We start from the raw sequence: 17804 nt of genomic DNA, 5'->3' as shown, positions 1-17804 counted from the left end.
TCGCCGTGCCAGCGCACAGCCTTGCAGGAGCGCCCCATGTCCACCCGTCACGTCCAGACCGGCCCACAGGCCGGACACCCGGGCCGTGACGACGACGTCCAGCGCATCACCAGCGCCCCGGAGGCCGGACACGTGGACCGGGATGCCCGATTCGTCCGCTACGCGTGGCAGATGGGCATCCGGACGGCCTGTTTCGTCGGAGCCTTCTTCACCACCGGCTGGGTGCAGATCGTGCTCTTCATCGCGGCCATCGTGTTGCCATACATCGCTGTGATGCTGGCCAACAACGGGGCCGTGTCCAACGGTCAGGTGCTGGACGCGGTACCTCCGGCCCCCACGGGCACCCCCCAACTCGGCTCCCGGCTCGAGCTGACCGCCGGACCCGAGACCCTTCAGGGTGAGACCGTGGACGGCGGCCCTCAACCGGGAGACCACCCGGATGAGACGAAGCACGAGCACGACGACAGGGCCGCATGAGCCACGATGACCTCCTCGGTGCCCTTGACGGCACCAATCCTCCAGTGCCGCCGGCGCCCACACCCGGCGGCCGGCCGCCGTCGGGAAGCGATGCGCGCAGCGACACTGCGGCGGACCAGCAAGTCTGCTCCCGCAAGAGCTGCGGGCACGCGGCGGCCTGGCGCCTGGAATGGAACAATCCCCGGATCCACACCCCCGAGCGGCGCAAGACATGGCTGGCCTGCGAGGACCATCGTGACTGGCTGGCCGACTACCTGCAGTCCCGCGGACTGCTGAAGGACGTCCTGCCCCTGGCCCCGACCGGCACTGACACCCGCGAGAAGGATTCATGACCCAGACGAGCAACGATCGCGTCACCGGCGCCGGCGCAGATCAGCGTGCCGGGAATGCCGGACGATACGAGTCTTCCGAGAGCGACCGGCAGGCAGATTCGGGCCGTCCGGGACAGAAGCGCGCGCGGCTCGACTTCCGGTTCCTGCTCTCCCCCCAGTGGCTCGGCGGGCTGGCGTTCTGCGCCATCTTCTCCGTGGCCTGCGCCCTGCTCGGCCAGTGGCAGATGGACCGCCGCATGGAGGCCGTCACCGAGATCAACAAGGTCCTGGAGAACTACGACGACGCGCCCGTCCCTCTGGCCGGCAACGAGGACCTCTTCACGGCGTTCGAGGCCCCCCGCGAATGGACCCCGGTGGAGATGACCGGCGAGTACCTGGCGGAGGACACCCAGATCGTGCGCAATCGCCCGAAGGCCGGCAAGCCCGGGTACGAGGTCATCGTCCCGTTCCGGGCGGACACCGGGGACGTCATCGCGGTCAACCGCGGATGGCTGCCCATCGGCAACACCGCCGGCTGGCCCGACGTCGTCCCCGCGCCCCCCGAGGGCGAGGCCACCGTGGTGGTCCGCACCAAGCCCGGCGAGCCCACCCTCGAGCGGGAGGCCCCGGAGGGTCAGCTGGCCTCGATCGACCTGGTCGCCCTGGAAGAGGCCGTCGACTATCCGATCGCGGACACCGCCTATGGCGAGATGGTCGAGGAGGACCCCGCTCCGGCGAGCCGACCCCAGACCCTGGTGCCGCCCACCCTGGATGAGGGGCCGCACCTGTCCTACTCGCTCCAGTGGTTCCTCTTCGGCCTGATGAGCTTCATCGTGTGGGGCTACATGGGCCGACAGCGGGCCGTGAACGACCGCGACGACCAGGAACTCGGGTTGACCGAGGAACAGGGATACCTGTCTGCCTACCGTGCCCCGAAGCGCAAGCCGGTCCGGCGCCGCAACGGTCAACTCACCGACGAGGAGGCCGAGGACGCCCTGCTCGACGAGGCGGAGGCCCGCCGGTAGCTCCCCGTCTGAGGGACGCCCGCACCACAGCGCTCAGGCCAGGGTGATGAGGTCCTGGTAGGTGCTGTTCCAGTGGTCCTCGATGCCGTCCGGCAGGAGCACCACACGCTCCGGATTGAGTGCCTCCACGGCGCCTTCGTCGTGCGTCACGAGCACCACGGCACCCTCATAGGTGCGCAGGGCGTTGAGGATCTCCCGGCGTGAGGCCGGGTCCAGGTTGTTCGTCGGCTCGTCCAGCAGCAGGACGTTGGCACTGGAGGCCACGAGGGTGGCCAGGGCCAACCGGGTCTTCTCACCGCCGGAGAGCACTCCGGCCGGCTTGGCCACGTCGTCGCCCTGGAACAGGAACGACCCGAGGACGTTGCGCACCTCGGTGTCCGCCAGGTCCGGTGCGGCGGTCTTCATGTTCTCCAACACGGAGCGGTCGGTGTCCAAGGTCTCATGCTCCTGGGCGTAGTAGCCGAGTTTGAGCCCGTGCCCGGCGATGACCTCGCCGGTGTCCGGCTGGTCCACCCCGGCCAGCATCCGCAGCAGGGTGGTCTTTCCGGCGCCGTTGAACCCGAGGATGACCACGCGGGAACCGCGGTCGATCGCCAGATCCACTCCGGAGAAGATCTCCAGGGATCCATAGGACTTGGAGAGGTCCTCCGCCTGGAGAGGGGTCTTGCCGCACTTGGCGGGCTCCGGGAAACGGATCGCGGCGACCTTGTCTGCCGCCCGCTCGCCCTCCAGGCCTTTCATCATGCGTTCGGCCCGCTTGATCATGCTCTGAGCGGCCACCGCCTTCGTCGCCTTGGCACGCATCTTGTTCGCCTGCTCCATCAGGTGCGTGGCCTTCTTCTCCGCATTGGAGTACTCACGCTTGCGCCGGGCCTGGTCCTGCTCACGCTGCAGCAGGTAGTTCTTCCAGCCCATGTTGTACGTGTCGATCACCTGGCGGTTGGCATCCAGGTACAGCACCTTGTTGACGGTCATCTCCATGAGGTCCACGTCGTGGCTGATGACGATGAAGCCGCCCGGGTAGGCCTTGAGGAAGTCACGCAGCCAGACGATCGAGTCATGGTCCAGGTGGTTGGTGGGCTCGTCCAACAGCAGGATGTCCGCGTCCGAGAAGAGGATGCGCGCCAGTTCCACGCGACGCCGCTGGCCGCCCGAGAGGGTGTGCAGGGGCTGGTCGAGGATGCGGTCAGGCAGGCCGAGGTTCGCACAGATCGTGGCGGCCTCCGACTCCGCGGCGTACCCGCCCGACGTCGTGAACTCGGCCTCGAGCCTCCCATAGCGGTTCATGGCCTTCTCACGGATCGCGTCATCCGCATTGGCCATGTCGTCCTCCGCCTGGCGCATGCGGCGGATGATCTGGTCCAGTGACCGTGCTGAGAGGATGCGGTCCCGCGCCGTCTGGTCCATGTCCTCGACCTTGGGGTCCTGGGGCAGGTAGCCGACCGTGCCGCGCCGGGTCACATTGCCTCCGGCGGGGAGGCCACCGTCTGCCAGGACCTTCGTCAGGGTGGTCTTGCCGGCACCGTTGCGCCCGACCAGGCCGACCTTGTCCCCCTTGTCCACCTTGAAGGTGACCCCGTCCATGAGCAGCCGGGCCCCCACGCGAAGTTCGAGGTCTGTGACGGCAAGCACGGGAGGGACTCCTTGAGATGAATAGACTGTCCGGCAGGGCTGGCGGAACCCGCCAAGTCTACCGTTGCCGTCCAAACCGGGTTGGCCGCGGCCCACGCCGCCGTCCCACCGCCTCTGAGGAGTCCACCGTGAGCCAGACCGTTCCCGTTGCCGGCCGCAAGCCGCTGGCGGTTCCCGCCCAAGTGGCCCTCGCCGGCGTCTTCGCCGCCCTGATCGCCGTGTGCGCCATGCTGCCCCCGATTCCCGTGGGTGGATTCGGTGTGCCGATCACCCTGCAGACCTTCGCCGTCATGCTGACCGGACTCATCCTGGGCGCGCGGCTCGGCTTCCTCTCCGTGGCCCTGTACGTGGTGGTGGGCCTGGTGGGCCTGCCGGTGCTCTCCGGCTTCAACGCGGGCTTCGGGGTGCTCGCCGGCCCCTCCGGCGGGTACTTGCTGGCGTTCCCCTTCGCGGCCGCCTTGGCCGGTGCCCTCTCGACCCTGGTCCTCAAACGGGGCCAGGCAGCCGCCGCCCAGCGTGCCGCTCGAGGCGCTGATGCTGCCGCCGGACGGATCGGCTTCGGCTGGTGGGCACTGGTGTGGCTCTCGGCCATGGTGGGATCCTTCGTGTTCATCCACCCCATGGGCATCGGCGGGATGATGCTTGCGCTCGACCTGGACCTGCCGACCGCCCTGGCGGCGGACATGGTGTTCTGGCCCGGTGACGTCATCAAGAACCTGCTCGCCACCGCCGTGGCCGCCACGGTGATCCGGGCCTTCCCGGCCCTGGCCCTCCGGCGTTTCTGAACGGCGTGGAGCCCACCATCACACAAAACCGCGACAGCATCACCCACGGCCGGCCCGGCAGCGGGGCAACAGCCTCCGGCCTCGAGCTGCGCGCCGCAGTGGTCGATGCCCCCGGGGCCGCGCCGGGACCCGGACAGTCGGCCGGTTCGGAAGCCGGCACCATCCGCGTCCTGGGTCCGGTGGACCTGGTGGCCTCCGAACCCACGGTCGCGGTGATCGGAGCCAACGGCTCGGGGAAGTCGACGCTCATCCGCCTGCTCAACGGTCTGGTCCTGCCCGCAGCGGGCAGCGTGCGCGTGCACGGCCTGGACGCGGCCACGGAGACCACGGCCGTCCGCGCGCGGACCGGATTCGTCTTCACCGACCCACTCGTCCAGCTGGTGATGCCCACCGCCGCAGAGGACATCGAGCTCTCCCTGCGGCGCACGCACCGCGGCCGCCCGGAGCGAAGGGCGGCTGCCGAGCGCCTGTTGCAGGCGCACGGCCTCGGTGGCCTGGGGCACCGCAGCATCTATGACCTCTCCGGTGGGCAGCGCCAGCGCCTGGCCCTGGCCTCCGTTCTGGCCACGGACCCCGTGTTGCTGGTGGCCGACGAACCCACCACCCTGCTGGATCTGGAGTGGACACTCGAGGTCCAAGAACTCCTGCTGTCCCTGCCTGGATCCGGCCGGTGTGAGCAGGTCGTGTTCACCACCCACGACCTCGACTTCGCCGCCCAAGCGGACCGGTGCCTCGTCATCGCCGACGGGCACATCGTCCATGACGCCTCCGGCCCGGACGCCGTTCAGTGGTACCGCACGGACGTCCTGGCCCGCCGAAGCCGCAGGGATGGCCGGGACACGGGAATGGACAGGCTGTGAATCTGCTGGACTACCGGCCCGGCCATACCGCGGTGCACCGCTGCCCGCTGTGGGCCAAGTACGCTGTGCTGCTGGCGCTCTCGGGAATCCTCGTCTTCTGGCGCCAGCCGCTGGTGGTCGGCGTGACCGGGGCGGTGGTCTTCACCCTCTACCTGGCGGCCTCGCTCCCCCGCGAGTTCCTCGCCCCCTGGCGCCGCGGCTGGCCCCTGCTGCTGTTCGCCGGCATCGCCCGCTTCGTCTCCGGGATCTGGGGCCCGACGGCGGCCCCGCCCCTCGAGGCGCTCGGTCCGGCCCTCGTGGTGGTGGCCGCGGTGTTCGGCGCCCTGGCCGCGGCGCGGTTGCTGGTGATCACCACCCCGGGCACAGAACTGCTCGACGGGCTGGAGCGGTTCTTCGGCGTCCTGCGCCCGGTAGGCGTCAATCCCGAGGCGGCTGCCCTGGCGGTCAACGTGATGATCCGGTCCATCCCCTGGGTGGGTGGAGCGGTCCGTCGCAACGCCGAGGCCCTGGCCTCGCGCGGGCTGCGGCGTGGACCGGTACGGCTCATGGGACCGGTGCTGGTGGCGACCGTGGGGCACGCCCGCGCCACGGGTGAGGCCCTGGCTGCTCGCGGGCTGCCAGGGGACCACGGCGAGACACGAGAATCCCGGCCATCCTGACGTTTCCCGGTGATAATTCTCGGGAAAGTTCAGGATGACCGGGATTCTCCGACGCATCGGGTCAGACTCTGGATCAGATGTTGAAGCCGAGGGCCCGCATCTGCTCACGGCCGTCGTCGGTGATCCGCTCGGGACCCCACGGTGGCATCCAGACCCAGTTCAGGCGCCATTCGTCCACCATGGTGCCGATCTCGTTGCTGATCTGCTCCTCGATCATGTCCGTCAAGGGGCACGCAGCGGTGGTCAGGGTCATGTCCAGGATCAGGGCGCCGTCCTCGGCGTAGTGCATGCCGTAGAGCAAGCCCAGGTCCACGATGTTCACGCCCAACTCGGGGTCCATGACCTCGTGCAGGGCCTCTCTGATGTCATCCAGTTCGGTCTGGGGTGCTTCAGTGGTCATGGGGATGCTCCTCAGGCTCCGGTTGCAGCGGTCTCGAAGCGCTCGTAGCCCTCGGCCTCGAGGCGGTCGGCCAGCTCGGCGCCGCCGGACTCGGCGACCTTGCCGTCCACGAAGACGTGGACGAACTGCGGCTTGATGTACTGCAGGATCCGGGTGTAGTGGGTGATCAGCAGGGTGCCCATGGCTCCGGTGTCCTGGGCGCGGTTGACGCCCTCGGAGACCACGCGCAGGGCGTCGACGTCGAGGCCGGAGTCGGTCTCGTCCAACACGGCGAACTTCGGCTTGAAGAGTTCGAGCTGGAGGATCTCCACGCGCTTCTTCTCGCCACCGGAGAAGCCCTCGTTGACGTTACGGGCCGCGAAGGACGGATCGATCTTCAGGCCCTCCATGGCGGCCTTGACGTCCTTGGTCCAGTGACGCAGGGACGGCGCCTCGCCGTCGATGGCGGTCTTGGCGGTGCGCAGGAAGTTGGTCATGGTGACCCCCGGGATCTCGACCGGGTACTGCATGGCCAGGAACAGGCCGGCGCGGGCCCGCTCGTCCACGGACATCTCGAGGACGTTCTCGCCGTCCAGGGTGATGCTGCCGGAGGTGACCTCGTAGCGGGGGTGGCCGGCGATGGTCGAGGCGAGGGTGGACTTGCCGGAGCCGTTGGGGCCCATGATGGCGTGGGTCTCGCCGGTGTTGATGGTCAGGCTGACGCCCTTGAGGATCTCCTTGGGGCCGGTCTCGGTCTCGATGGAGACGTGCAGGTCCTTGATTTCCAGGGTAGACATTCGTGTTCTCCTTGCGGTTCCGCCGGTCGGCCGGCGGGAGGTTTCAGCGGAAGTTCTGGTGGGGCTGGTTACGAGTTCAGTGACGCGCTGTTCAGCACGGTGGCGGTGTCGACCCACACGGAGTCGTCCTCCACGGCCAGCGCGTAGACGGCGACCGGGGCGGTGGCGGGCAGCACGTTCGGCTCGCCGGTGACCAGGTCGAAGGCAGAGCCGTGGCCGATGCACTCCAGGGCGCACCCCTCGACGAATCCGTCCGAGAGGGACACCTCCTCGTGCGAGCAGATGTCATTGACCGCATGGAGCGAGCCGTCGGAGGCCCGGACCACGGCGACGTCGATGCCGTCGACCGTGAACCGCTTGGCCTCCTCGGCGCCGATCTCCGCGACGGCGCACACGCGCTGACCGGCGGCCATCAGAGGCTGGCCACCTGCAGCTCGGAATCCATCTGGTCGATGAGGGACTCCTCGACGTAGGCGATCCCGATCTTCTGGATGATCTCGTGGAGGAAGCCGCGGACGATGAGCTCGCGGGCGTCCTTCTCCTCGATGCCACGGGCCATCAGGTAGAACAGCTGCTCGTCGTCGAACTGGGCCGTGGAGGAAGCGTGACCGGCTCCGTCGATGAGGCCCGTCTCGATCTCCAGGTTCGGGACCGAGTCCACGCGGGTGCCCTCCGAGAGGACCAGGTTCTGGTTCTTCTCGTAGCTGTCGGTGCCCTCGGCCTCCTTGCGGATCAAGACGTCGCCCACCCAGACGGTGTGCGCGTCCTGGCCCTGCAGGGCGCCCTTGTAGAGGACGTTGGACTTGCAGTTCGCCACGGCGTGGTCCACGAACAGGCGCTGCTCCAGGTGCTGGCCGGCGTCCGCGAAGTAGAGGCCGAACATCTCGGTCTCGCCACCCTGACCGGCCAACCGCGAGGTCGGGGTCAGGCGGACCAGGGACCCGCCGTAGGACACGGCCACGTGCTTGAACGAGGCGTCCTTGCCGATCCGGGCCTGCTGGGCGGAGACGTGCACCGCCCCGTCATCCCAGGACTGCAGGGACGTGACGTTCAGACCGGCCCCTTCCTGCACATCGAACTCGATGTTCTGCGCGACCACGGCCGAGCCGCGGTGCTGGAACACGACGTCGGCGCGCGAGTTGGGCGCGGCGACCACCAGCAGGTGCTGGGCGGCCGGGGCCGTGCCGGTTCCGGTGATGTCGATGCGCACCGGGGCGGTGGCCTCGACATCGGCGCCGATGGTCACGACGGTGGCCTGCTCGAACGAGGCCCAGGCTGCAGCCGAGACACGATCGTCCGGCGTGAGGACGGAGCCCAGCCGGGCATCGTCCCGGCCCACGGTCTCCACCGTGACGCCGTCCAGCTCGGTGACCGAGACGGCAGGTGCCGCACCGGTCAGACGGGCGTCGTCGCCGTCGGGCAGGTGCAGGCCGGCCAGCCGGTTCAGGGGCGTGAAGCGCCAGTCCTCCTCGCGGCCCGTCAGGGCCGGGAAGTCCGCCAACTCGAAGCTGGAGAGGCGGTCGGCACGGGAGGACCCGGGCTTGACCGGGCGCTTCTGAGAACCGGACGGGACGCTGTGCGCGGCGTGGCCGGCGTCGGACGCCTCGGCCACGGTGGCGGAGAGCTTCTCGCCCTCCTCACCCATGCCGGGGATGACGGGCACACCGGCGCCGTCGGCGTCGATTTCCTCCGGGGAGGCGTTGTCAGTGGTGTTGACGGTCTGTGACACGCTCAGCCTACCGATCCTTCCATCTGCAATTCGATCAGCTTGTTCAGTTCCAGGGCGTACTCCATGGGCAGCTCACGTGCGATGGGCTCGATGAACCCGCGCACGATCATCGCCATGGCCTCGGTCTCGGACATGCCGCGGCTCATCAGGTAGAAGAGCTGTTCCTCGGAGACGCGCGAGACCGTGGCCTCGTGGCCGAGGGTGGCGTCATCCTCGCGGATGTCGATGTACGGGTAGGTGTCCGAGCGGGAGATCGTGTCCACCAGCAGGGCGTCACAGACCACGGAGTTCGCCGCGTTCTTGGCGCCCTCCATCACCTGGACGAGTCCGCGGTAGGCGGCACGGCCGCCCGAGCGGGCCACGGACTTGGAGACGATCGAGCTGGAGGTGTTCGGGGCCAGGTGCACCATCTTGGACCCGGTGTCCTGGTGCTGGTCCGCGCCGGCGAAGGCGATGGACAGGGTCTCGCCCTTGGCGTGCTCACCCGTGAGGTACACGGCCGGGTACTTCTGGGTGACCTTGGAACCGATGTTGCCGTCGATCCACTCCATGGTGGCGCCCTCTTCGGCCACCGCGCGCTTGGTCACCAGGTTGTACACGTTGGTGGACCAGTTCTGGATGGTGGTGTAGCGAACGCGGGCGTTCTTCTTCACCACGATCTCGACGACGGCCGAGTGCAGGGAGTCCGAGTTGTAGATCGGGGCGGTGCAGCCCTCGATGTAGTGGACGTAGGAGTCCTCGTCCGCGATGATCAGGGTTCGCTCGAACTGGCCCATGTTCTCGGTGTTGATGCGGAAGTAGGCCTGGAGCGGGATCTCCACGTGGACGCCCTTGGGGACGTAGACGAAGGAGCCGCCGGACCAGGCGGCGGTGTTCAGCGCGGCGAACTTGTTGTCCCCCACCGGGATGATGGAGCCGAAGTACTCCTTGAAGATCTCCGGGTACTCCTTGAGGCCCGTGTCCGTGTCCAGGAAGATGACGCCCTGCTCCTCCAGATCCTCACGGATCTGGTGGTAGACGACCTCGGACTCGTACTGGGCGGCCACACCGGAGACCAGGCGCTCACGCTCAGCCTCGGGGATGCCGAGGCGCTCATAGGTGTTGCGGATGTCCTCCGGCAGGTCCTCCCAGGACTTCGCCTGGCCCTCCGTGGAGCGGACGAAGTACTTGATGTTGTCGAAGTCGATGCCGGAGAGGTCGGCGCCCCAGGTCGGCATGGGCTTGCGGTCGAAGTACTTCAGGCCCTTGAGGCGGAGGTTGAGCATCCACTCGGGCTCGTTCTTCTTCGCCGAGATGTCCCGGACGACGTCCTCGTTGATGCCGCGGCGGGCATTGGCGCCCGCGTCATTCTGGTCCGACCAGCCGAACTGGTAGGCGCCAATCGCATTGAGTTCCGGGTTCTTCTCCAATACCTCGGAGATCACGCCCGGGTCGGCGTTCTCCTTGATGATCTGATCGGTCATCGCTGCCTCTCTGGTGATCGAGCTGATGGTCTGTTGGATCTGGTGTAAATCTGTGTGAATCCGTGGAGTCCGGCGGGGCCGGTGTTCGCGCGGTGCCGCTTCACTGTCGGCTCAGGGCCGGCTCACTGCTCCGCCGGATCTGTCTGGTCCGCATCCCGACCCAGCGGTACGTGGGTGGTGCAGACGTGTCCGCCGGTGGGCAGGGTGGACAATCGGCGGACGTCCACGCCCAGCAGGCGGGCGAAGAGCTCCGTCTCCTCCTCGCAGAACTGAGGGAAGTCCGCGGCCAGGTCCTGGAGTGGGCAGTGGCCCTGACAGATCTGAGCGGCCTTCAAGGTGGTCCTGCCTCCGGCGTTGGCGGCCAGGCCCACGGTGCGGACGCTGGCGGCGAAGCCCTCCTCGTCCAGGACCCGGGCCAGGGCGGCGGTCCGGTCCTTGAGGTTAGAGGCGGTGCCGATGGCCTCCCGGTAGCGGTCCTCGACGGCAGCGAAGCGATCCCGGGCCACGGAGCGGACAGCGTCCGCCCCTCCGACCTGGTTCAGCCGATGAAGGGCCTGCGCGGCGACCTCGAGGTAGTCATTGCCGAGGCGGGACTGACCGGCGCGGCTGACCACGTACCGGCGCGAGGGGCGACCGGCGCCGCGGTTGCCGGAGACGAGCTTGACCTCGACGGCGCCCTCCTCGGACAGCACGTCCAGATGGCGACGGACGGCGGCCGCGGTCAGGCCCAGCAACTCGCCCACGCGGGCGGCACTGACCGGGCCCTGGGTCAGGACAACCTGCAGCACCCGGTCCCGGGTGCTCTCGCGCTGCCCGTCGACCGGGCCCGCGGTGGGCACATCAAGCTGGCTGGTGGAATACACAACCCTTAGTTTACCTAATTAACGCCACCACGAAAGTAAGGCCTGCCTTGCCCAGGGGTGGTGTCGGCCACGCTAGTTCTACGGGTCGTAGAACTAGGGGGCCACGCGGGTACCATGGATGGGTGCCATCCTCACCCTCCGTCCTGGTGTCCCTTGAGGGACTGCAGAAGACCGTCCGTAGCCGCCGGGGAGATCTCCACATCCTCAAGGGCGTGGACTTCCGAGCCCGCAGTGGAGAGGTGACCGCCCTGCTGGGCCCCAACGGCGCCGGCAAGACCACCACCCTGACCATCGCGCAGGGGCTCGACCGTCCTGATTCCGGCACCGTCCGCCTGCTCGGCGAGGACCCTTGGCATGCCGGGGCCGCCCTGCGCAGCCAGGTCGGCGTCATGCTCCAGGACGGAGGGCTGCCACCGTCCGCCACCCCGGCACGGTTGCTGCGCCACATCTGCTCTCTCTACCGGGAGCCGGCTGACATGGCCGCCCTCACGGAGCGCCTCGGCATCGACGAGTTCTCCGGCCGGGACATCCGCCGTCTGTCCGGTGGCCAGAAGCAGCGGGTGGCGTTGGCCGCCGCCCTCGCGGGCCGCCCGCGCGTCGTGTTCCTGGACGAACCCAGCGCCGGGCTGGACCCCGTGTCCCGCCAACTGGTGTTCGACCTGATCCTCGAGCTGAAGCAGGCCGGACTGGCCGTGGTGCTCACCACCCATCTGCTCGATGACGCCGAGCGGCTGGCCGATCACGTGGTGCTCCTGCGGGAAGGCATGGTCGAACGGTCCGGGTCGGTCGCCGAGCTCACCGACCGCACGGGCCCGACCCCGGTCCACTTCTCCGTCCCGCAGCCACTGGACTCCGCCGCGCTGGCTGCCTTCCCGTCCGGACTCCACCTGGTGTCAGAGGGCCCCAGCGCGCCGGCCGACTGCACGTTCCGCGTCGAGGGGCTGACCACCCCCGACGCCTGGGCGGACCTGGCTGGGTGGTGGCGCGATCACCGCATCATGCCCACGGACGTGCGCCTGCTGCACCGTTCCCTTGAAGAGGTCTTTCTGGAGGTCGCCCCGTGAGCAGTCCCGTGAACACCCCTCACAGCACCACCAGCACCGCCGCGGCCGTGTCCCCGCAGGGCAGCTCCCCGCGGCTCGGCAACGCCAGCTCCCTGGCCCGCCGGGTCATGGCGCAGGGACGTTATGAGTCCGTCACCGCGATCCGCAACGGCGAGCAGCTGCTGATCTCACTCGTCCTACCCCTCATGGCCCTGTTCGCCGTCGTCTGGTCCGGACTGATGGACAGTGCCGGGGTCCGCGGCGTGGACGTGGCGGTGCCGGGCGTCCTTGCCCTCGCCGTGCTCAGCTCGGCCTTCACCGGGCAGGGCATCGCCACTGGATTCGACCGCCGTTACGGCGTACTGGCCTACCTGTCCACGACTCCCCTCGGGCCGGCCGGGCTCATCCTGGGCAAGGCCTGCGCCGTCCTGGCGGTCCTGTTGCTCCAGGTCGTGGTGATCGGCGGGATCGGTCTCGCGCTGGGCTGGCAGCCCGTCTGGGCCGGGGTGCCGTGGGCCGTCCTCTTCCTCATCCTCGGGGCGGCCTCGTTCACCGCCCTCGGGCTCCTCATCGCGGGCACCGCCCGGCCAGAGGCCACCCTGGCCCTCACCAACCTGCTGTGGGTGCTGCTGGGCGCCGTGGGCGGGGCCGTCTTCCCGGTCCCCGCCATCAGCTGGTTCTCCGGCATCGCCTCCTTCCTGCCCTCGGCCGCGCTGGGTGACGGTCTACGGTCCGCCTTCGGCACCGGAATGCCCGACGTCGGCGCCCTCCTCGTCCTGGCCGGCTGGGGCATCCTGGCCACGGTCGGCGCCCTGAAGTGGTTCAAATGGCGCTGAGTGTTCCACAGTCCATACCCGTCCGTCTCGTTCAAAGGACCCTGCAGTGAGTACCCCCACCCAGTCCACCGCCCAGAGCGGTTCCGCCACCCGCCCCGGGCTGTGGCGCCGCATCGATGCGGGCATCGGCCGATACACGCCACGGGACATCACCCGGGGCACCCTGGTGCTCGCCGTCATCTCGCTCGTGACCGAGATCGGCATCATCGTCACCGGTGGTGCCGTGCGTTTGACGGCTTCCGGGCTCGGTTGCCCGACGTGGCCCACCTGTACCGACGACTCCTGGGTCAACACCCCGGAGATGGGGATCAACGGCGTCATCGAATTCGGCAATCGCCTGCTGACCTTCGTGGTGGGACTGGCGGCCCTGGCGGTGCTGCTGTGGGTCTGGAACCTCCGCAAGTCTCATCCGAGCATCTTCTGGATCTCGGTGGGGATGCTGGCCTGCATCCCGGCGCAGGCCGTGGTGGGCGGCATCACCGTCTGGACCGGGCTGAACCCCTGGGTGGTGGCATTCCACTTCCTCGTCTCCTCCGTGATGGTCTGCTTCGCCACCCTGCTGGTGAACCGGGTCGGCGCTGAATGGCGTCACCGTCAGGCCCACGGGGACCAGCACGTGGCCCCGGCGGCAGTGGTGGACGGCCAGACCTCCGCTCTGTCCCGCAACCTGGCCCGGGGCATCTTCGTGGTTGCCTGGGTGGTCCTGTACCTCGGGACCATCGTGACCGGGACCGGTCCCCACGGTGGTGACGCGGACGCCCCCCGCCATGACTTCGACCCATTGGTGGTCACCCGCCTGCACGCCTTCCCCGTTTACCTCATGACGGCCGCGGCCCTCGTGCTGCTCGTGGTGGTCCTGCGCCAGCAGTCCTCGAGGCGGCAACGAATCTCGGCCTGGGCCCTCATCGCGGTGATCGCCTTTCAGGGGATCGTCGGCTACATCCAGCACTTCACCGGACTGCCGATCGGCGTGGTCCTGCTGCACATGCTGGGCACCGGCCTCGTCGTCTGGGCCGTCACCACCGTCTGGGACCGGCAGGTCTCCACCTACCGCACCCGGCCAGCAGTCGTCCGCTCCTAACCGGGGCGTCCGGATCGGCCGGCGCGGGATCAGCTCGACGCAGGCCCCCGATCACCAGTGAATCGCCTAACCCTCATGACGGCACCCTTCACAAAACCCTGCCTTGACCAGGAGGGACCCGGCGAGGTCTAGTAGGGCGCATGGGGCTTCTCGGGGGAACACTGGCAGGGCTGGCAGGCACGGCGGTCTTCTTCGCCTCATTCTGGGTGGTGAGCAAGGCCAATCATGGCCATCGAATCCCGTGGTTCTTCGGCCGCCCGGTGCATTTCCCGCGACGGGTCTACGCGTACCGCGTCGTCGCCGTGCTGCTGCTCCTGCTCTCCTTCAGAGCCTGGATGGATGCCATCGGCACGTGGTCCCTCTTGATGTTCGCGGTGGCGGTCATCCCCACCGCGATCCTCAACGGCCACCACAACCGTCAGGTCGCTCTCGGCAACTGACCACGGACGGCAGCCGGCCAGCTGACGCCCTCAGAGCCGGAGGGTCAGGAGGGGATGCCCGGTACCGGCATGAGCGGGCTGCCCACGAAGGGATCCACGGCCAGTGCCACGAAGACGAGGGTGAGATAGGTGATGGAGAGGTGGAAGACCTTCATCGCCTTCTTGTCGTTGTACTCCGGCTTCTGAGACTCCGCGTAGAGCACGTGCGACTCGTAGACGAACCAGCCACCGGCCACGAGGGCGACGGCCGTGTAGACGATCCCGGCCCAGCCCAGCGGCACCAGCAGCAATGAGCAGGCCACGGTGGCCCAGGCGTAGAGCACGACCTGGCTGGAGACCACCCGCGCCGAGGCCACGGCCCCGAGCATCGGCACGTCCGCGGCCTGGTAGTCACGCTTGTACTTCAGGGACAGCGGCCAGTAGTGGGGCGGGGTCCACAGGAAGATGATGAGGAACAGCACGATGGCCGGCCACTCCACGGTCTCGCGGACAGCGGCCCAGGCGATGAGGACCGGGAAGCAGCCGGCGATCCCGCCCCACACGATGTTCTGTTCGGTGCGGCGCTTCAGGATCAGGCTGTAGACGACCACGTAGAAGAAGATGGCCAGGACGCCGAGGCCGGCGGCCAGCAGGTTGGTGCCCCAGAGGAGGATGGCGATGGACACCACGCCGATGGCCCAGGCGAAGATGAGGGCCTCGCGTGGCGTGACCTCGCCGGTGACCAGAGGGCGCTTCTTGGTCCGGTTCATCAGCTTGTCGATGTCCCGGTCGATGTAACAGTTGAAGGCCGCGGAGGAACCGGCGGCCAGTGCGCCACCCACCATGGTGGCGATCATGGTGACCACGTCCGGGAAGCCCCTCTGCGCGAAGATCATCGTCGGCAGCGTGGTGACCAGGAGCAGTTCCATCACCCGCGGCTTCGTGAGCGAGACGTAGGCTGCGGCCTTCCGCTTGAACCCGATCTTCCGGTGGACCGGACGGGCGCTGGAGGGCGCCGGGCTCGCGGCGGACTGGGCATCAAGGGTGCTGGGCATCTACTTCTCACGGTGCAGGCGGGCGGGATGTGGTCATCGGTGCTGGAAACACCCCTTCCAGTGTACCTTTCCCCGCCCACGATGTCGGGTCGTGACAGGTCACTGGCGGTTCACCCCCTGCAGGGCGTGGCCCCATTCGGGATAAGCTGGCGTCAGGTCGGCACCGGCCCCCAGTTTCATCCCGTCAGGAGCAGCTTTCGTGACTTCAGCCCCGGCATCATCCACCGGATCCGCCACCGGGGGGACTTCCTCCCTGCAGCGTCTTCAGCCCGCCCGCGAGTACACGTATTCCGCCGTGGACCGGAAGGCCGTGGACACCCTGCGCGTACTGGCCGCAGACGCCGTGGAGAAGGCCGGTCACGGCCACCCCGGCACGGCCATCTCCCTCGCCCCGGTCGCCTGGCAGCTGTTCCAGAACGTCATGCACCATGACCCCGCGGACGCCACCTGGGCCGGACGCGATCGATTCATCCTCTCGGCCGGTCACTCCTCCCTGACCCTGTACCTGCAGCTGTTCGCCGCCGGCGCCGGGCTGGAAGTCGAGGACCTCCAGTCCCTGCGCACCTGGGGTTCCAAGACCCCGGGCCACCCCGAGTACGGGCACACGGACGGCGTGGAGATCACCACCGGTCCCCTGGGCCAGGGTCTGGCCTCCGCCGTCGGCTTCGCCTTCGCCCAGCGCCGGTTGCGCGGCCTGCTGGACCCGGACGCCGCCCTCGGGTCAAGCCCCTTCGACCACCACGTCTTCGTCATCGCCTCCGACGGCGACCTCCAGGAGGGTGTCACCTCCGAGGCCTCCTCCCTGGCAGGCCACCAGGAACTCGGCAACCTCGTGGTCATCTACGACGACAACGAGATCTCCATCGAGGACGACACGGACGTGGCGTTCAGCGAGGACGTGGCCGCCCGGTATGAGGCCTACGGCTGGCATGTCCAGACCGTCGACTGGCTCGCCACCGGGGACTACGTGGAGGACACGGAACAGCTCTACACAGCTTTGGCCGAGGCCAAGGCACAGACCGCCAAGCCTTCTCTCATCAAGCTCCGCACCGTGATCGGCTGGCCCTCCCCCGGCAAGCAGGACACGGGCGCCATCCACGGCTCCAAGCTCGGCGGCGAGGAGCTGGCCGGGCTGAAGACGGTCCTGGGCTTCGACCCGGAGGAGCACTTCGCCGTCGACGACGGCGTGCTGGCCCACGCTCGCAGCGTCGGCGAACGCTCGAAGGCCTACCGCGCCACCTGGGAGGAGTCCTACGCCGCGTGGCGCGGCGCCAACGAGGAGCGTGCCCGGCTGTTCGACCGCCTCACGGCGGGCGAACTGCCCGAGGACTTCGCCGAGGCGTTCCCCGCCTTCGAGGCGGACTTCGACGCCAGCTTCGCGGGCGGTGCCAAGGGGATGGCCACCCGTGCCGCCTCCGGCAAGGTCCTGTCCGCCCTGGCCCCGGTCATGCCGGAGCTGTGGGGCGGGTCTGCCGACCTGGCCGGCTCCAACAACACCACCATGGACGGCGAGCCCTCGTTCATTCCCGCCAGCCGGCAGACCGCCACCTGGAAGGGCGGCCCCTATGGCCGCACCCTGCACTTCGGCATCCGCGAGCACGCCGCCGGCTCGATCGTGAACGGCATCTCGCTCGGTTCACTGCTGCGGGCCTACATGGGGACCTTCCTGATCTTCTCTGACTATCAGCGCCCCGCGATCCGCATCGGCGCATTGATGGGCACCCCGGCCATCTACGTCTGGACCCACGACTCGATCGGCCTCGGCGAGGACGGTCCCACCCACCAGCCGGTGGAGCAACTCGCCTCGCTGCGTGCCATCCCGGGATTGGCAGTCGTCCGCCCGGCCGACGCCAATGAGGTGTCCTGGGCCTGGAAGACCATCCTGGAGAAGACCGACGGCCCCGCGGGCATCGTGCTCTCCCGCCAGAACCTGCCGGTCTTCCCGCGGGACGAGCAGGGCTTCGCCGGTGCGGAGGGCACAGCCCGCGGCGCCTATGTGCTGCTGGACGCCATCGATGACTCGGGCGCGGCTGTCGAGCCCCAGGCGATCCTGATCGGGACCGGTTCCGAGGTGCAGCTCGCGGTGGCCGCACGGGACCAGCTTCAGTCCGGAGGCGTGCCGACCCGGGTGGTGTCCGCCCCCAGCCTCGAGTGGTTCGACGCCCAGGACGAGTCCTACCGCGCCTCCGTGCTACCGGACAACGGCGCCGTCCGGGTGTCCGTCGAGGCCGGGATAGCGCAGGGCTGGGCCAAGTACACCGGGGTCCGCGGTGCCCAGGTCTCGCTGGAGCACTACGGCGCCTCGGCAGATTTCCAGACGCTGTTCCGCGAGTACGGCATCACGGCCGAGGCCGTGGCTGCCGCCGCTCGGGACCTGCTCGGTCGCTGAC

At 68.7% G+C, this 17804-nt stretch carries 19 protein-coding genes; 11 read left to right on the top strand and 8 right to left on the bottom strand.

Annotated features, from left to right (window positions below; all coding sequences use genetic code 11):
- The first annotated feature begins 36 nt into the window (after positions 1-36).
- The 3 genes from BOSE125_RS06165 to BOSE125_RS06155 are packed head-to-tail and all read left to right on the top strand — an operon-like array spanning position 37 to position 1813.
- Entirely contained in the window at positions 37-477 is a 441-nt protein-coding gene (locus tag BOSE125_RS06165; RefSeq protein ID WP_159550970.1) for a DUF3099 domain-containing protein, read from the top strand.
- Complete coding sequence (locus BOSE125_RS06160) at positions 474-809, top strand: hypothetical protein (RefSeq protein WP_236557840.1); 336 nt, start codon at positions 474-476, stop codon at positions 807-809. The genes BOSE125_RS06165 and BOSE125_RS06160 overlap by 4 nt, the downstream gene beginning before the upstream one ends.
- Entirely contained in the window at positions 806-1813 is a 1008-nt protein-coding gene (locus tag BOSE125_RS06155) for an SURF1 family protein (protein ID WP_159550968.1), read from the top strand. Before BOSE125_RS06160 ends, BOSE125_RS06155 begins: the two co-directional genes overlap by 4 nt.
- A gap of 33 nt (positions 1814-1846) precedes the next feature.
- Here BOSE125_RS06155 and abc-f read toward each other — a convergent pair whose 3' ends face one another.
- Complete coding sequence (gene abc-f, locus BOSE125_RS06150; RefSeq protein ID WP_159550966.1) at positions 1847-3445, bottom strand: ribosomal protection-like ABC-F family protein; 1599 nt, start codon at positions 3443-3445, stop codon at positions 1847-1849.
- Between the two features lie 128 nt (positions 3446-3573).
- On the opposite strand from abc-f, the gene BOSE125_RS06145 reads away from it, so the two are divergent.
- Genes BOSE125_RS06145 through BOSE125_RS06135 form a run of 3 tightly spaced genes read left to right on the top strand, consistent with a single transcriptional unit; the run spans position 3574 to position 5749 of the window.
- The gene (locus BOSE125_RS06145; RefSeq protein WP_159550964.1) at positions 3574-4230 is read left to right on the top strand and encodes a biotin transporter BioY; all 657 of its coding nucleotides are present in this window, start codon (positions 3574-3576) and stop codon (positions 4228-4230) included.
- A 5-nt stretch (positions 4231-4235) separates the two neighbouring features.
- Positions 4236-5090 carry an energy-coupling factor ABC transporter ATP-binding protein gene (locus tag BOSE125_RS06140; protein WP_236557839.1) on the top strand — a complete coding sequence of 285 codons (855 nt, stop codon included), beginning with the start codon at positions 4236-4238 and terminating at the stop codon, positions 5088-5090.
- Positions 5087-5749, top strand: coding sequence for an energy-coupling factor transporter transmembrane protein EcfT (locus tag BOSE125_RS06135; RefSeq protein WP_159550962.1), 663 nt, complete (start codon positions 5087-5089; stop codon positions 5747-5749). Before BOSE125_RS06140 ends, BOSE125_RS06135 begins: the two co-directional genes overlap by 4 nt.
- A gap of 73 nt (positions 5750-5822) precedes the next feature.
- Here BOSE125_RS06135 and BOSE125_RS06130 read toward each other — a convergent pair whose 3' ends face one another.
- The 6 genes from BOSE125_RS06130 to BOSE125_RS06105 form a co-directional block, all read right to left on the bottom strand.
- The gene (locus tag BOSE125_RS06130) at positions 5823-6149 is read right to left on the bottom strand and encodes a metal-sulfur cluster assembly factor (RefSeq protein ID WP_159550960.1); all 327 of its coding nucleotides are present in this window, start codon (positions 6147-6149) and stop codon (positions 5823-5825) included.
- An 11-nt stretch (positions 6150-6160) separates the two neighbouring features.
- Positions 6161-6925, bottom strand: a complete 765-nt coding sequence (gene sufC / locus BOSE125_RS06125; protein WP_159550958.1) for a Fe-S cluster assembly ATPase SufC — start codon at positions 6923-6925, stop codon at positions 6161-6163.
- A gap of 68 nt (positions 6926-6993) precedes the next feature.
- The gene (locus BOSE125_RS06120; protein ID WP_159550956.1) at positions 6994-7338 is read right to left on the bottom strand and encodes a non-heme iron oxygenase ferredoxin subunit; all 345 of its coding nucleotides are present in this window, start codon (positions 7336-7338) and stop codon (positions 6994-6996) included.
- Positions 7338-8570, bottom strand: coding sequence for a Fe-S cluster assembly protein SufD (gene sufD / locus BOSE125_RS06115; RefSeq protein WP_159554788.1), 1233 nt, complete (start codon positions 8568-8570; stop codon positions 7338-7340). Before sufD ends, BOSE125_RS06120 begins: the two co-directional genes overlap by 1 nt.
- Before the next feature lie 86 nt (positions 8571-8656).
- Positions 8657-10117 (bottom strand): Fe-S cluster assembly protein SufB, encoded by a 1461-nt coding sequence (gene sufB, locus BOSE125_RS06110; protein WP_159550954.1) that lies wholly within the window; start codon positions 10115-10117, stop codon positions 8657-8659.
- A gap of 122 nt (positions 10118-10239) precedes the next feature.
- The gene (locus BOSE125_RS06105) at positions 10240-10980 is read right to left on the bottom strand and encodes a metalloregulator ArsR/SmtB family transcription factor (RefSeq protein ID WP_159550952.1); all 741 of its coding nucleotides are present in this window, start codon (positions 10978-10980) and stop codon (positions 10240-10242) included.
- Between the two features lie 122 nt (positions 10981-11102).
- Here BOSE125_RS06105 and BOSE125_RS06100 point away from each other — a divergent pair, with 122 nt between their 5' ends.
- The 4 genes from BOSE125_RS06100 (at position 11103) to BOSE125_RS06085 (ending at position 14380) form a co-directional block, all read left to right on the top strand.
- On the top strand, positions 11103-12044 hold the full coding sequence (locus tag BOSE125_RS06100; protein ID WP_159550950.1) for an ABC transporter ATP-binding protein: 942 nt from the start codon (positions 11103-11105) through the stop codon (positions 12042-12044).
- Entirely contained in the window at positions 12041-12859 is an 819-nt protein-coding gene (locus BOSE125_RS06095; protein WP_371300572.1) for an ABC transporter permease, read from the top strand. Before BOSE125_RS06100 ends, BOSE125_RS06095 begins: the two co-directional genes overlap by 4 nt.
- 46 nt (positions 12860-12905) lie before the next feature.
- Complete coding sequence (locus tag BOSE125_RS06090; protein ID WP_159550948.1) at positions 12906-13940, top strand: heme A synthase; 1035 nt, start codon at positions 12906-12908, stop codon at positions 13938-13940.
- Positions 13941-14080: 140 nt separating this feature from the next.
- The gene (locus tag BOSE125_RS06085) at positions 14081-14380 is read left to right on the top strand and encodes a hypothetical protein (protein ID WP_159550946.1); all 300 of its coding nucleotides are present in this window, start codon (positions 14081-14083) and stop codon (positions 14378-14380) included.
- A 44-nt stretch (positions 14381-14424) separates the two neighbouring features.
- Here the strand turns inward: BOSE125_RS06085 and BOSE125_RS06080 are convergent, their stop codons facing one another.
- A complete protein-coding gene (locus BOSE125_RS06080) occupies positions 14425-15414 on the bottom strand; it encodes a heme o synthase (RefSeq protein ID WP_159550944.1) in 990 nt (329 codons plus the stop codon).
- A 253-nt stretch (positions 15415-15667) separates the two neighbouring features.
- Between BOSE125_RS06080 and tkt the strand changes: the two genes are divergently transcribed.
- Positions 15668-17803, top strand: a complete 2136-nt coding sequence (gene tkt / locus BOSE125_RS06075; RefSeq protein WP_236558148.1) for a transketolase — start codon at positions 15668-15670, stop codon at positions 17801-17803.
- Position 17804 lies beyond the last annotated feature (1 nt).

The sequence above is a fragment of the Citricoccus sp. K5 genome (genome assembly GCF_902506195.1).
GTDB lineage: Bacteria > Actinomycetota > Actinomycetes > Actinomycetales > Micrococcaceae > Citricoccus.
Note: the sequence above shows the minus strand (reverse complement) of the source record. Positions and strands in the feature narration are given on the sequence as shown.

Excerpts from the sequence above, each read along its gene's own strand:
- BOSE125_RS06165 (WP_159550970.1), top strand. The coding sequence starts at position 37 with ATGTCCACCCGTCACGTCCAGACCGGCCCACAGGCCGGACACCCGGGC.
- BOSE125_RS06160 (WP_236557840.1), top strand. The coding sequence starts at position 474 with ATGAGCCACGATGACCTCCTCGGTGCCCTTGACGGCACCAATCCTCCA.
- BOSE125_RS06155 (WP_159550968.1), top strand. The coding sequence starts at position 806 with ATGACCCAGACGAGCAACGATCGCGTCACCGGCGCCGGCGCAGATCAG.
- BOSE125_RS06130 (WP_159550960.1), bottom strand. The coding sequence starts at position 6,149 with ATGACCACTGAAGCACCCCAGACCGAACTGGATGACATCAGAGAGGCC.
- sufC (WP_159550958.1), bottom strand. The coding sequence starts at position 6,925 with ATGTCTACCCTGGAAATCAAGGACCTGCACGTCTCCATCGAGACCGAG.
- BOSE125_RS06120 (WP_159550956.1), bottom strand. The coding sequence starts at position 7,338 with ATGGCCGCCGGTCAGCGCGTGTGCGCCGTCGCGGAGATCGGCGCCGAG.
- sufD (WP_159554788.1), bottom strand. The coding sequence starts at position 8,570 with ATGGGTGAGGAGGGCGAGAAGCTCTCCGCCACCGTGGCCGAGGCGTCC.
- sufB (WP_159550954.1), bottom strand. The coding sequence starts at position 10,117 with ATGACCGATCAGATCATCAAGGAGAACGCCGACCCGGGCGTGATCTCC.
- BOSE125_RS06085 (WP_159550946.1), top strand. The coding sequence starts at position 14,081 with ATGGGGCTTCTCGGGGGAACACTGGCAGGGCTGGCAGGCACGGCGGTC.
- BOSE125_RS06080 (WP_159550944.1), bottom strand. The coding sequence starts at position 15,414 with ATGCCCAGCACCCTTGATGCCCAGTCCGCCGCGAGCCCGGCGCCCTCC.